The sequence below is a fragment of the Yersinia frederiksenii ATCC 33641 genome (assembly GCF_000754805.1).
Classification (GTDB): Bacteria; Pseudomonadota; Gammaproteobacteria; order Enterobacterales; family Enterobacteriaceae; genus Yersinia; species Yersinia frederiksenii.
On the sequence record NZ_KN150731.1, the window covers coordinates 61397 to 74869 of the forward strand.

A 13473-nucleotide genomic window follows, 5' to 3' on the forward strand; every position below is an offset into this window, starting at 1 on the left:
ATGACATCGTCGCTAACACGGGTGAAACCTGAATACGCCGCAGATGCGGTGATTGAAACCCGGCACTTATATAAGCGTTTTGGCCAGGTGACGGCACTTGAGGACATCAATATCCGTATTAATCGTGGTGAGTTTGTCGCCATCATGGGGGCATCAGGTTCAGGTAAAACCACATTAATGAACATTCTGACTTGTCTGGACACGGTCAGTGAGGGGCAAGTCCTGCTAGATGGCATTGATGCTGCGGGTCTGGATGAAGAAGGGCGCAGAAAGTTTAGGGCAGACAAGATAGGCTTGGTTTTTCAACAATTCCATCTTATCCCTTATCTAACCGCACTAGAAAATATCATGCTGGCGCAGCATTACCACAGTGTGGTGGATGAAGATGCCGCTCGGCAAGTATTAGAACACGTTGGGATGACACCACGTATGAGCCATTTGCCCAGCCAGCTTTCGGGTGGTGAGCAGCAACGAGTCTGTATTGCACGGGCATTGGTCAATCAGCCTCCCATCATATTTGCTGATGAACCTACGGGTAACCTTGATGAAGAGAATGAACAGCGGGTATTAGACTTACTTAACCATATTCATCGCCAGGGTAGAACTATTGTTATGGTTACCCACAATCCAGATTTAGGGTGTGTTGCTGACCGCATAATTCGGCTCCAGCACGGTAAATATCTTAATGAAGAGAGCCGTCATCATGTGGCGTAATCGATTAAAAGCAGCTGGGTTGTGCGGTTTACTGTTATTACTCAGTGCCTGTAAACAAGAGGAAGTCGCTGTGGGTGAGGTCGCTCCCCAATTGGCCGCTTATGACCTGCAGGGCAAACCGGTTGCACTTGATCAGTGGAAAGGCAAACAGGTATACCTTAATTTTTGGTCGGCAAGCTGTGGCGGCTGTCTGGCTGAGATGGCAGCTTTAGATAAGCTGAGTCACGAATACCATAATGATATTGTGGTTGTAGCCATTAATACTGATCCTGAACAGGTGGATATTAATCCGGTATTAGCCCAGCGTAATATCAGTTACCCCGTCATTCGCGATCAATTGGGTATCACCCAAGAACGCTATCAAGTCATTGGTACACCAACTTCCTTTATGATTGACCGTAATGGCAAGGTGACACAATTGCATCAGGGCGCACGTAATGAGAAAGACCTCGCTACGCTGTTCCAACAATGGGCGGCGGGGGCGTAATGAAGGTATGGCTGCTGGCCATGAGTGCGGTGATGTTCAGTGCAACCATTCAGGCTGCAACTGACGGCGAGCATATCTACAAACAAACCTGCTCAAGCTGCCACGGACGTATGGCTGACCGCAAAGGTTTGGATAAAGCGCCACCCTTGATATCACTCTCTCGCGATGAAATCGTCGATGGGCTAACTGCTCGACGCGATGGCAAAATTGTTGGCAGGGGTAACAAAGCCAAAGCTCATCTCACTGATGAAGATATTCAAAAGTTGGCCGATCACATTGATAGATTAAAAACCGCGAAGCCTAAAACAGCACTTCAGTAAACGAGTACCGGTTAGTCTATCATTCGCCGTTAACAATCGTGGTGATAAAATAAAGATACGCAATAGCGCCTCGCCCGTTTGTGGAATTTCGCCGCTTCATCTGTTGACATTAATGCTGTATTGTATGTTGCATATTAAATGCATCTTTAAGTTATCTGAGGAATATCAGCATGGAAAATAGATCTGATTTGCTTTGTTATAAACAATTGCCGGTCTGGAACAGTGCCGGCGTGCCAGCGATGTTTCGTGAAAAGCATAATACTAAAGCAGGAACTTGGGCCAAACTGACCATTCTGAGTGGCGAAATGGATTTTCTGATCCTTGATGAAGCAGATAATACCTTGGAGAGGCATACATTTTCTTGTGAGCATCAACCACCGTTTATTGAGCCGCAAGTGTGGCATCGTATTGCGGGGTGTTCAGATGACCTGCAATGCCAGCTTAGTTTTTATTGCACTCCGGAAGATTTTTACCATAAGAAATACAATTTAACACCGACACATTCCGAAGTGATTGATGCAGTGAAAACCGTTAAACCAGGGAAAGCACTGGATTTAGGCTGTGGTTCTGGGCGTAATTCACTGTATCTGAACTTATTAGGTTTTGATGTCACCGCCGTGGATAAAAATGGCGATAGCATTAGCAATTTACAGCAGATCATTGCACAAGAAGAACTGCAAAATATTACCGCCAGTACTTACAATATCAATGAAGCTGGTTTAGATAATCGCTACGATTTTATTCTCTCAACTGTGGTGTTGATGTTCCTACAACCGGAGAGAATTCCACATATTATCAATAATATGCAAGAGTGCACTTTACCCGGCGGCTATAACCTGATTATCTCCGCTATGTCGACCGAGGATTTCCCTTGTACCGTGCCTTTCTCCTTCACATTAAAATCAGGTGAGCTCAGTCAGTACTATAAAGACTGGGACATTATTAAATACAATGAAGACGTTGGGCAACTGCATAAGACTGATGCACAAGGCAACCGGATAAAACTGCGTTTTGCCACTTTATTGGCGAAAAAACCATAATTATAGCGTTGCCCATAACTTGCTGCCTCGCGATTTCTAGCGCTCGATGAAATAACCCGCTATCTAGCGAGGCGGTAAGTTGGGTTCATTGCCTAAACAGCTGACAATATAGTCAATAAACACCCGTAATTTGGCGGGTAAATAACGCGTCGGTGGATAGAGAAGCCATAAACCACCACTGTATGAACTGATAAATCGCCATTCTGGTAATACCTGCACGATGAGCCCCTGTTGCAATGCTGTTCTGGCGGTAAAATAAGGCAAGCTGCCAATACCAAGATGTTGTAATACCGCATCCAGTCTGACACCCGTATGGTTCGCTGCATAGCGACCTTGCACGGCAACTGTAATCGCTTTGCTACCTTGGCGGAATTTCCAGCGCGCGTCTCCCGGTGTTTCGCCCAAATAAATACAACTGTGATGGGCTAAATCGTGAGGGTGCAACGGTACTCCATGAGTAGCGAGATATTCTGGGGTCGCACACAATAAATGCTCGATATTCATTAATTGTCGTCCCACCATCCCTGGTGGCGGCTGATTGGTAATTCGAATAGCTAAATCCACATGTTCGTCAATGAGGTCAACGTAGCGGTCATCTAATATTAACTGCACATTTATCTTGCTGTAGCGGCGTAAAAACTCAGGTAGATGAGGATGAATGACAAAGCGCCCAACAGCTTTGGGTACGCTAATCCGAATAAGCCCTTCGGGCTCTTGATTATATTGACCACCGACCTCCATGACCGAGTTGGCGGCATTAAGCATTGCATTACAGCGCTTGAAAACCTCCTCACCACTGTCACTCAGACGCAATTTCCGCGTCGTCCGCTGTAATAAACGGATTGTCAGTGCCTTCTCAAGTCGGCTAACACTGCGGCTAATTGCTGAGGTTGAAACGCCCAGTTGGCGGGCGACGGCTGAAAAACTACCGGTTTCAACTACTTTGACAAAAATAGCCATTTCACTGAGCAGAGAGAGGAAGATTTGTGCTCACAGCGCAATAGTCCTTTGATGAGGTAACGGATTATCACAGCAGACTGACATCAATATAATCATAATGGAAATGATAAAAGGATATTGAACATGACAACCTGTCTATTTTTTGAGAACGATATACTGGCTACGCAAGTTAATGTTTTGAGCTGTACACCCGATGGGGAGCAGTTTGCCGTCATATTGTCAGCGACAATCTTTCATCCACAAGGTGGTGGGCAGCCGTCAGATACCGGCTACATTGGTGATAATCGGGTCGTTCGCGTTGTTCAACAGCAACAGCAATTAATCCACTACCTGGAAACCCCCATCACATTGGGATGTCATGATGCCCATGTTGATAGTGAGCGCCGTTTGCTGAATACACGGATGCATTCGGCAGGACATCTTATTGGCAATATTGGTGAAATTTATGGCTGGCTTCCGGTGAAAGCACATCATTGGCCGGGAGAAGGGCGGGTGTCGTTTAAACGAGCAGAGGCTCCACAGCCGATTGATATTGATGCCATTCAGAGGGTATTAGAAAAATTTATTCGTCAGGATTGGCCTAGAGAAATTTCAGTGCAGGGGGATTTTCGTGAGGTAGGTTTTGGCGAGTTACCTGCCTATGCTTGTGGCGGTACTCATGTCGGTTCATTGCAAGTGTTGGGTAAAGTTACTGTGCTGTCTATTTCGGAAAAAAAGGGAATTATGTCAGTCAACTATACAGTTGATTAATATATAGACACATATCGTTTAGATGACTACCTGTTATTTAAATTATGGTCTCGTCAGGTAACGCTGTTGAGAATTATCAATTAACTTCATTGATAATCATTATCACTAAATGTAATAATATAATCTATATCGTGTCGTGGAGTATGGATTGTGTCGAATGCAGCTGAAGTGATTTACTCTTCAACACTGGCGATTTCTGATGAAGTCGCCAGTTTGTTTGCTAGTACATTCGTGCACTTTTCTGAATCATTTTATGTTGATGCCGATATTCCCAAAGAAAGCATGTTGTTAGACCAATGGGCGGCTGAAAATAGTTTGCCGAAATTGATGCAAGCTTATGAAAACCACTACTACAGCGACACGGAACTTAATCCGAATCATAAAGCTCTGCACTCACTATGGGGACAGTGGTATTTCGGTTTAGTTATCCCGCCTATGATATTGATGCTGCTGGCATTGCCTAAAGCGATAGATACTCGCCCAGAGAGAATCAGAATCAAGTTTCATGCAACAGGACGGCCGGAGGCTATTTACTATCAACATGACTGGCTGGATAAGTCACCGTCATCGTTGCTGGAACGGCTCTATTTATTACTCGATCATCATATTATTCCTGTTATGCAGAGAATAGAGCGCCAACCCAAAGCAAACATCCGATTAATATGGAATAACATCGGTTATTTGATGTTTTGGTACTTGCGTGAGTTTGGTAATAAGCTGGGTACTATTGATGGTTACGACAATATTATTGCAAATTTATTCCTCACCTCAAGTCTACCCGATGGTCGGGATAATCCTCTTTATCGTACTGTTATTCCACGTAATGGTGGTATGGAACGCCGTACTTGCTGTCAACGTAACAAATTGCCCGGCGTCGGCAATTGCCTCGATTGCCCATTAGAATCGCAGCCATAACCGGTATATGATTCAGCTTACAGAAAATGTAAGTGTTGAAGGGCATATCGGTGAATACAACGTTAGTTAATAAAAATTCAGTCAATCAAGAAAAAATTGCCCATTTAAATGCAGTGAGTCACAAAGCTCGCGCGGTGATGGAGCGAGAGGGGCTTGATGCTCTGGTCGTCACTGTTTGTGATAATTTCTATTATCTCACTGGGTTCGCAAGTTTCTTTATGTACACATTCCGGCACACCGGTGCAGCTGTCGCGATTATGTTTCGCGATGCAAGTATTCCTTCACATGTCATCATGAATGAGTTTGAGGCTGCCAGCGCACATTTCGATATGCCTAATAGGGTACTGAAAACCTTTCCTGTATGGGTTGATGTTGATGATCCGCGTAATCCACTTAATCATCAGAAAAAGAGTGAGCGGCCCATCGGCCCACCTATTGAGGCCGTTTTTAATTTAGTCAAATTGGCTCTCGATAATGCAGGTGTATTGGATAAGAAAATTGCTATTGAATTACATGCCATGTCCTATGGTGGTAAACGTGTTTTAGATCAAGTGGCTCCAGGATTAAAGCTGGTTGATTCGACGCCACTGTTTAATGAAATAAGAATGATCAAAAGCCCGTGGGAAATTCAACATCTACGTAAGAGTGCTGAAATCACTGAATATGGCATTGCCAGTGCGGCTAAGCATATTCGTGTTGGGTGCACCGCAGCAGAATTGACTGCAGCATTTAAAGCCGCAGTGATGAGTCATCCGGAGACAAACTTCTCTCGTTTTAATCTTATTTCTGTTGGTGATAATTTCTCACCTAAAATGTTGGCTGATGAAACACCAGCAAAGTTTGGCGATTTAATTAAATTTGACTGCGGCGTGGATGTGGCAGGCTACGGCGCTGATCTGGCGCGTACATTTGTACTGGGGGAGCCAGACCCACTAACACAGCAGATATATGACACTATTCGAACCGGGCATGAGCACATGTTATCGATGGTTGCTCCTGGCGTGAAGTTGAAAGATGTTTTTGACTCCACTATGGAGGTGATTAAAAAGTCTGGTTTGCCTCATTATAATCGTGGCCATCTTGGGCATGGCGATGGTGTATTTTTGGGGTTGGAAGAGGCACCGTTTGTCAGTACATTGGCAACTGAAACCTTTTGCCCAGGAATGGTACTCAGCCTTGAGACACCTTATTACGGCATAGGGATTGGTTCGATTATGCTGGAAGATATGATACTCATTACCGATGACGGCTTTGAGTTTTTGAGTAAACTAGACCGCGATCTGCTGCATTTTAATTAAGTTGTGGGTTAAATTCATTTAAAAAATAGACTCTATAGTTTTAATGAGAGTCTATTTTATTTCACTAATAAGATAACAGAGATATCTTAAAAACCAGAAGAAAAATACGCATATAAAATATAGGGTTAAGGATTGTTGCTGTTTTAAACTCTCACTTGGTTCAATTTTTTCAGCAGTATCCAATTTTGTACAATTTTATTGTTTAATTATAGCGGCAGTGATAATTTACTAAATGTTAATAGAATTCGTTACCAGACTAAAAATATAAAGAATCTTTTAGAGATTCAAAATTCTAAGTAGCAAAAAACTCCATAAAACAGCCCTGAAATCAAATCGTGCTATCTTTTAACAGGATACTGTATCGCAGCATTTGGTTAGTAAAAATATTTAGTCTTCATTTTTTGCTTTCTTGAAGAATTTTCCACTAAGATTAATCTTAATTGCATCTGAAATAACGCACATTCAACATTTTCACCTCTATTAATCGCTGGAATAACAATATGCTATAATAATTCGACAATAGTATTTTCTTTCAACTATCCTATGTAACATGCTGTAATACATTCAAAGGACTTCATTTCATCATAATTTGATAATGAAAATGGATGTTCGCGAAGTAGCTTTCCTTGATCATCAAACAAGTTGCTGGCTTAAGGGTTATATAATGTATAACGCATTTACGACACTGCTGCGCCCGTTGCACCGGCACAGAATTACTTTATTAGCGCTATTAATTTCTGGCCTTTCAGTTAATCCTGTTTTGGCAGACACACAGTATGACTCATTAATCATTGAAGCCAGAGCAGGGAATACCTCGCCGGTCCTCGATTACTTACAAAAAGAATCCAAAGCTAGAGCGCTTAATAGCGGTCAGGTAGACGACTGGCTACAAATCGCCGGTTGGGCAGGACGTGATCAGGAAGTGATTGACGTCTACGAGAGATACCATACCTCAATGAACCTCTCCTCGCGTGGTTTAGCCTCGGCAGCCCGCGCGTATCGCAACGAAAAACGTTGGGATCAAGCGCTGGCCTTGTGGCAAAGCAGTTTAAAGAAAGACCCCACCAACCCTGACCTTATCACCGGCATGATCATGACCCAGGCTGATTCTGGACGCGGGGGAGAGGCGCTGAAGCAAGCTACCGAATTAACTGAGCGTGATCCTACCGCCAAAAACTACATGACTTTGTCCTACCTGAACCGCGCAACCAACCGTAATTATGATGCATTGCAGGCTTCCAGCGAGGCGGTGCGATTGGCACCTGAATCTGAAGAGGTATTAAAAAATCACCTCGAGATTCTGCAAAGGAACCGTATTGCTGATCCAGCACTACGACTTGCTCGCGAAAATCCGAAATTAGTGTCGGCTGAAGAGTATCGCCAACTGGAGCGGGATGCTGCTGCTGAGCAAGTTCGGATGGCGGTGCTGCCAACGCGCAGTGAAACCGAGCGTTTTTATATCGCCGACCAAGCGCTTGCTGACTACCAGGATTTGTTAACTCGCTGGAGTAAAGACCCTGAAGCACAGGCTGACTATCAACGAGCACGTATTGACCGATTGGGCGCATTATTGGTTCGTCGTAATACAGCTGAATTAATTAAAGAATATGAAGCGATGGAAGCGGAAGGCTACAAAATGCCAGACTACGCTCGTCGCTGGGCGGCCTCTGCTTATATTGACCGCCGGATGCCAGAAAAAGCCAGCCCGATCCTCACCAGTTTGTATTACGCCGATGGTAAAACATTCCGTAACAGTGATGACTTACTTGATGCCGACGATCTCTATTACTCTCTGAATGAAAGCGAACAATTAGATAAAGCGCATCAATTCGCTAAGAACTATAGCGAACAAACGCCTTATCAGGTTGGGGTGTACGGTTTGCCAGGTAAAGAGCCCAATGATGATTGGATGGAAGGCCAGACACTGCTGGTTCAATCACTGGTGGCGCTCAATGATCTGCCTGCCGCACAAAAAAAACTGGAGACGCTATCCAGTACTGCACCGGCTAACCAGAATTTACGTATTGCCTTAGCTGGTGTTTATCTGGCCAGAGATTTACCGCGTAAATCTGAACAAGAATTGAAAGCGGTAGAGTCATTGGCTCCCCGCAGCCTTATTTTAGAACGCGCGCAGGCTGAGACGGCGATGGATTTGCAGGAATGGCGCCAGATGGAGTTGCTCACGGACGATGTGATTGCCCGTTCGCCAGAAGATGTCCCATCACAGGAATTAGATCGTCAACGCAAAGTTCATAACATGTATGAATTGCGTGTAAGAGGTAACCGAACTATTTCTTCAAACAGTCCAGTCACTGGCAACAAAGATTATGGCATTGAAACGCTGCTGTATAGCCCACCTATTGCTGACAACTGGCGAGTATTCGGTGGTGGCAGCTTTGACAACTCACAATTTGAAGAAGGAACCGGCATTAACCGGGTTATGCGGTTAGGGGGAGAGTGGACTTCTCGCGACCATTGGGTTGAGGCCGAAGTGAATAACCAGAATTACGGTTTTGGTAATAAAACCGGTGCACGTTTATCGACTTGGTATGATTTTAATGACCACTGGCGGGTGGGGGGGCAGGTCGAAAGATTGGCCAAAGACACTCCGTTGCGTGCTCTAAAAAACAACATTTACGCCAATAGCGCTTCAGCGTTTGTACTCTGGAAAGCTGATGATCGACGTGACGTCGAGTTTAATGTGACGCCGTCAGATTATTCAGATGGTAACAAACGGTGGGAATATGAACTCAATGGACGCCAGCGCATCTGGACTGGACCTTACTTGACCGCAGATTTCAATTTAGGTTTGGCGGCGAGCACCAATACTAAAGAAGACGTGATTTACTATAACCCGAAGAGTGATTTTACTTACCTTCCCGCGGTGACGATAAATCACATTATGTACCGTCATTATAAAACAGTCTGGAGCCAGCAAGTGCAACTCGGTGTTGGTGGCTATTGGGAGAAAAACTACGGCAACGGCCTGGTTAGCACCGCAAGTTATGGGCAGCGTGTTCAATGGAATGATGTTGTTGATGCAGGAGTGGCCGTTACCTACGACAAACGCCCCTATGATGGCACCCGTGAGCACGATCTCTCGCTCGCTTTCGATTTGAATTACCGTTTCTAAGGGGCGCTCCATGGCGAAGGTATTAATTTTTATTCGAATATTTGTAATTGGGATGATAACGCTACTGGCTGCTGTCTGTTATGCAGAAAAACCGGTATTTGTCCCACCAGCCGAGCGTGCATTACCATTCAGCGAAAGACCGTGGCAGAAGAATACCTTTGTGGTCATTGCTTACCACGATGTTGAAGATGATTCCGCCGACCAACGTTATTTGTCGGTACGCAGCAGCGCACTCAATGAGCAATTGGCTTGGTTAAAAGACAATCGTTATAACGTGGTTTCTGTGGATCAAATCCTTGCAGCCCGCAATGGCGGCGCACCTTTACCTGATAAGGCCATTTTACTCACTTTTGATGATGGCTATAGCAGTTTTTACACCCGGGTTTATCCATTATTAGAAGCTAATAATCTGAGTGCAGTGCTAGCCCCTGTTGGGACGTGGATCGACACGCCGTCCAATAAAAAGGTGGATTTTGGTGGCTTAAGTACTGACCGAAGTCGCTTCCTGACCTGGAAACAGATCAGTGAAATGTCAAAATCAAAATTGATTGAAATCGGTGCGCATACTTATGCCTCACATTATGGCGTGATAGCCAATCCACAGGGGAATACCGAACCGGCTGCGGCTAATCTAATGTATGACCCTAAGACCAAAAAGTATGAAACTGAAACTGCCTTTAAGCAGCGGATGGAAAAAGATATTTCGCTGATCACTCAGCGCATCACTCAAGCTTCGGGGAAACCACCACGGGTTTGGGTTTGGCCTTACGGTGCGGCCAATGGCACAGTGATCAGCATTTTGCGTCAACATGGCTACCAGATGGCGATGACTCTGGAGCCGGGCATTGCTAACGTCAATGACCTGATGAATATTCCGCGTATTCTGATCAGTAATAATCCATCCTTAAAAGATTTTGCCCAGTTGGTCACCTCCGTACAGGAAAAAGACATCATGCGGGTCGCGCATGTCGATTTGGATTATCTCTACGATCCAGACCCCGTACAGGAAAGGGAGAATCTCGATAAATTAGTACAGCGAATTTCTGATTTACGGGTGACGACCGTGTTTTTACAAGCATTCTCTGATCCGAAAGGGGATGGCAATATTCGCCAGGTTTACTTCCCAAATCGCTGGATACCGATGCGGCAAGACCTGTTCAACCGTGTGGCGTGGCAACTTGCGTCACGTCCCGATGTTGATGTTTATGCCTGGATGCCGGTATTAGCATTTGAGATGGACCCGTCTCTACCGCGGATTCAGCGTATTGATCCAAAAACAGGCAAAACCAGTATCGACCCGGACCAATACCGTCGCTTATCGCCATTTAGCCCGGAAGTCAGACAGCGCATTATTGATATCTACCGCGATATGGCTTACAGCGCGCCGATTGATGGGGTCCTGTATCACGACGATGCCGTCATGTCTGATTTCGAAGATGCGTCCCCGGATGCTATCCGTGCATACGAAAAAGCCGGTTTCCCAGGCTCGATTGTTGAAATACGTAATGATCCAGAAACCATGGCACGCTGGACTCGCTATAAGAGTAAATACTTGGTTGATTTCACCAATGAATTGACTCGTCAAGTGCGTGACGTTCGTGGCCCGCAAGTGAAGTCAGCCCGTAATATATTTGCTATGCCGATTTTAGAACCGGAAAGTGAAGCATGGTTTGCCCAAAATCTTGATGATTTCTTGGCTAACTATGATTGGGTTGCCCCAATGGCAATGCCGTTAATGGAGAAAGTGCCACTATCAGAATCTAACGAGTGGCTCTCTCAATTGGTTAATAAAGTTGCGCAGCGCCCAGGCGCACTGAATAAGACTGTATTTGAACTGCAATCGAAGGACTGGACCAAACCTGAAGACAAAAATGCCATCAGTGGTCCGATACTGGCGGGATGGATGCGTCAGTTGCAGTTAAATGGCGCGCAAAATTTTGGTTACTATCCGGATAACTTTATCACTGGCGAACCACCGCTAAAAGATGTCCGCCCTGTGCTATCTTCTGCCTGGTATCCTTTATATGATCGATAGAATTATTGCGTTACTCATCCTATGTCTGGTACTGAGTATTCCTGCGGGGATGATCCTGCTCTTTACTGGCGATGTTCTGCTGAACTTTGTTTTCTTCTATCCGCTCTTTATGTCCGGAATTTGGATAACTGGCGGTGTTTATTTCTGGCTACGTCGTGAAAGACATTGGCCGTGGGGCGATGATGTGCCTCCACCGGAGCTGAAAGGCAATCCGTTGGTATCCATTTTAATTCCTTGCTTTAATGAGGGATTGAATGCACGGGAAACTATTCACGCGGCATTGGCACAGACTTACACCAATATTGAAGTTATCGCCATCAACGATGGTTCCAGTGATGACACTGCACAAGTGTTAGATGCGATGTTGGTGGAAGACCCACGTCTACGTGTTATTCACCTGGCCCATAACCAAGGTAAGGCCATTGCCCTGCGCATGGGGACGGCGGCGGCACGTAGCGAATATCTGGTGTGTATCGATGGCGATGCCTTGTTGGACAAGAATGCCGTGCCTTATCTGGTCGCACCACTCATTGCGAATCCACGTACGGGTGCGGTAACCGGGAACCCACGTATCCGTACACGTTCAACCTTGATTGGGCGTGTTCAGGTTGGTGAGTTTTCCTCTATCATCGGGCTGATTAAGCGGACTCAACGAGTTTACGGTCAAGTATTCACAGTATCGGGTGTTGTCGCGGCTTTCCGTCGTAGGGCATTGGCCGATGTGGGCTACTGGAGCCCGGATATGATTACCGAAGACATCGATATCAGTTGGAAATTGCAAATAAGACACTGGTCGGTGTTCTTTGAACCACGGGGCCTGTGTTGGATTTTGATGCCAGAAACCTTACGAGGTCTATGGAAGCAACGTCTGCGTTGGGCCCAAGGTGGGGCTGAAGTCTTCCTGAAGAATATGTTCAAGCTGTGGCGCTGGCGTAATCGTCGGATGTGGCTGTTATTCCTTGAGTATTCACTGTCGATCACTTGGGCGTTTACCTATCTGTTCAGTATTATTCTGTTCCTGCTGGGCTTGGTTATTACATTGCCACCGGGAATTCATGTGCAGACGGTCTTCCCACCAGCGTTTACCGGAATGGTATTGGCCCTGACCTGTCTGTTGCAGTTTGCTATCAGCTTGGTGATTGAGCGGCGCTATGAACCTAAATTAGGGAATTCGCTATTCTGGATTATCTGGTATCCAATGGTTTACTGGATGTTAAGTCTGTTCACCACAGTGGTTTCGTTCCCCAAAGTCATGCTCAATACCAAGCGTAAACGTGCGCGTTGGGTGAGCCCAGACCGCGGGATCGGGAGGGTTAAACCATGAGTGCACCTTTGATTCATACCGAACAGCGGACGATCCCCCGCTGGATCGATATTATTATTACGGCTTTGGCTTGGTTTGGTTTTATCTTCCTATTCGTGAAGGGCTTCTTGGATATGATCCATCGAGCACCGAATATGGGGCCGATTCCATTCAGAGTGTATATTCTGGCAGGTCTAACGACCTTGGCATTGTATGCGGCGATTGCTGCATTTAATGCTGTGGTGCTGATTGTTTGGGCTAAATATAACCAGGTGCGTTTTCAGGTTGAACGCCGTGGGCATCGGCCACATCTCAATGACGATGAATTGGCTGACAGCATGGAAATGTCAGGTGACATGATTGCCCAATTAAAAGCCGGTTCCTGTCTTACGTTGTATAACGATGAACACGGGCAACTGTTAGAAGTCAAAGAAGGGTTACAGCTCCCCACTGTTGCGCCGGTAGTTAATTTACGCCGTGGGTAAGAGTTAATTATTCTGAATACCTGATAGTCAGTG

General features: G+C 45.5%; 11 protein-coding genes and 1 pseudogene. 11 read left to right on the forward strand and 1 reads right to left on the reverse strand.

Features of this window, described 5'->3' with window-relative positions; all coding sequences use genetic code 11:
• The 4 genes from DJ58_RS21020 to tehB all read left to right on the forward strand — a co-directional run bounded on the left by DJ58_RS21020 (position 1) and on the right by tehB (position 2561).
• The gene (locus DJ58_RS21020; RefSeq protein WP_032910114.1) at positions 1-714 is read left to right on the forward strand and encodes an ABC transporter ATP-binding protein; all 714 of its coding nucleotides are present in this window, start codon (positions 1-3) and stop codon (positions 712-714) included.
• Positions 704-1201 (forward strand): TlpA family protein disulfide reductase, encoded by a 498-nt coding sequence (locus DJ58_RS21015; RefSeq protein WP_032910115.1) that lies wholly within the window; start codon positions 704-706, stop codon positions 1199-1201. The genes DJ58_RS21020 and DJ58_RS21015 overlap by 11 nt, the downstream gene beginning before the upstream one ends.
• Positions 1201-1521: a c-type cytochrome gene (locus tag DJ58_RS21010; protein ID WP_032910116.1), complete on the forward strand. Its 321-nt coding sequence runs from the start codon at positions 1201-1203 to the stop codon at positions 1519-1521. Before DJ58_RS21015 ends, DJ58_RS21010 begins: the two co-directional genes overlap by 1 nt.
• 170 nt (positions 1522-1691) lie before the next feature.
• Positions 1692-2561: an SAM-dependent methyltransferase TehB gene (gene tehB / locus DJ58_RS21005; protein ID WP_004706449.1), complete on the forward strand. Its 870-nt coding sequence runs from the start codon at positions 1692-1694 to the stop codon at positions 2559-2561.
• Positions 2562-2624: 63 nt separating this feature from the next.
• Here tehB and DJ58_RS21000 read toward each other — a convergent pair.
• Positions 2625-3555 (reverse strand): annotated as a pseudogene (locus DJ58_RS21000) (LysR family transcriptional regulator).
• An 89-nt stretch (positions 3556-3644) separates the two neighbouring features.
• Here DJ58_RS21000 and DJ58_RS20995 point away from each other — a divergent pair.
• The 7 genes from DJ58_RS20995 (at position 3645) to pgaD (ending at position 13440) form a co-directional block, all read left to right on the forward strand.
• The gene (locus DJ58_RS20995) at positions 3645-4271 is read left to right on the forward strand and encodes an alanyl-tRNA editing protein (RefSeq protein WP_004706451.1); all 627 of its coding nucleotides are present in this window, start codon (positions 3645-3647) and stop codon (positions 4269-4271) included.
• 150 nt (positions 4272-4421) lie between these two features.
• Complete coding sequence (fhuF, locus tag DJ58_RS20990; RefSeq protein WP_004706452.1) at positions 4422-5186, forward strand: siderophore-iron reductase FhuF; 765 nt, start codon at positions 4422-4424, stop codon at positions 5184-5186.
• 137 nt (positions 5187-5323) lie between these two features.
• Positions 5324-6484 (forward strand): M24 family metallopeptidase, encoded by a 1161-nt coding sequence (locus DJ58_RS20985; RefSeq protein WP_050413874.1) that lies wholly within the window; start codon positions 5324-5326, stop codon positions 6482-6484.
• A 664-nt stretch (positions 6485-7148) separates the two neighbouring features.
• Complete coding sequence (pgaA, locus tag DJ58_RS20980) at positions 7149-9617, forward strand: poly-beta-1,6 N-acetyl-D-glucosamine export porin PgaA (protein WP_032910118.1); 2469 nt, start codon at positions 7149-7151, stop codon at positions 9615-9617.
• Positions 9618-9627: 10 nt separating this feature from the next.
• The gene (gene pgaB / locus DJ58_RS20975) at positions 9628-11652 is read left to right on the forward strand and encodes a poly-beta-1,6-N-acetyl-D-glucosamine N-deacetylase PgaB (RefSeq protein ID WP_032910119.1); all 2025 of its coding nucleotides are present in this window, start codon (positions 9628-9630) and stop codon (positions 11650-11652) included.
• Positions 11642-12976 carry a poly-beta-1,6-N-acetyl-D-glucosamine synthase gene (gene pgaC / locus DJ58_RS20970; protein WP_032910120.1) on the forward strand — a complete coding sequence of 445 codons (1335 nt, stop codon included), beginning with the start codon at positions 11642-11644 and terminating at the stop codon, positions 12974-12976. The genes pgaB and pgaC overlap by 11 nt, the downstream gene beginning before the upstream one ends.
• The gene (gene pgaD, locus DJ58_RS20965) at positions 12973-13440 is read left to right on the forward strand and encodes a poly-beta-1,6-N-acetyl-D-glucosamine biosynthesis protein PgaD (RefSeq protein WP_032910122.1); all 468 of its coding nucleotides are present in this window, start codon (positions 12973-12975) and stop codon (positions 13438-13440) included. Before pgaC ends, pgaD begins: the two co-directional genes overlap by 4 nt.
• The last annotated feature ends 33 nt before the right edge of the window (positions 13441-13473 follow it).

Bases quoted from the DNA above. Each gene is read 5' to 3' on its own strand.
- DJ58_RS21020 (WP_032910114.1), top strand. From the start codon at position 1: ATGACATCGTCGCTAACACGGGTGAAACCTGAATACGCCGCAGATGCG.
- DJ58_RS21015 (WP_032910115.1), top strand. From the start codon at position 704: ATGTGGCGTAATCGATTAAAAGCAGCTGGGTTGTGCGGTTTACTGTTA.
- DJ58_RS21010 (WP_032910116.1), top strand. From the start codon at position 1,201: ATGAAGGTATGGCTGCTGGCCATGAGTGCGGTGATGTTCAGTGCAACC.
- tehB (WP_004706449.1), top strand. From the start codon at position 1,692: ATGGAAAATAGATCTGATTTGCTTTGTTATAAACAATTGCCGGTCTGG.
- DJ58_RS20995 (WP_004706451.1), top strand. From the start codon at position 3,645: ATGACAACCTGTCTATTTTTTGAGAACGATATACTGGCTACGCAAGTT.
- DJ58_RS20985 (WP_050413874.1), top strand. From the start codon at position 5,324: ATGGAGCGAGAGGGGCTTGATGCTCTGGTCGTCACTGTTTGTGATAAT.
- pgaA (WP_032910118.1), top strand. From the start codon at position 7,149: ATGTATAACGCATTTACGACACTGCTGCGCCCGTTGCACCGGCACAGA.
- pgaB (WP_032910119.1), top strand. From the start codon at position 9,628: ATGGCGAAGGTATTAATTTTTATTCGAATATTTGTAATTGGGATGATA.
- pgaC (WP_032910120.1), top strand. From the start codon at position 11,642: ATGATCGATAGAATTATTGCGTTACTCATCCTATGTCTGGTACTGAGT.
- pgaD (WP_032910122.1), top strand. From the start codon at position 12,973: ATGAGTGCACCTTTGATTCATACCGAACAGCGGACGATCCCCCGCTGG.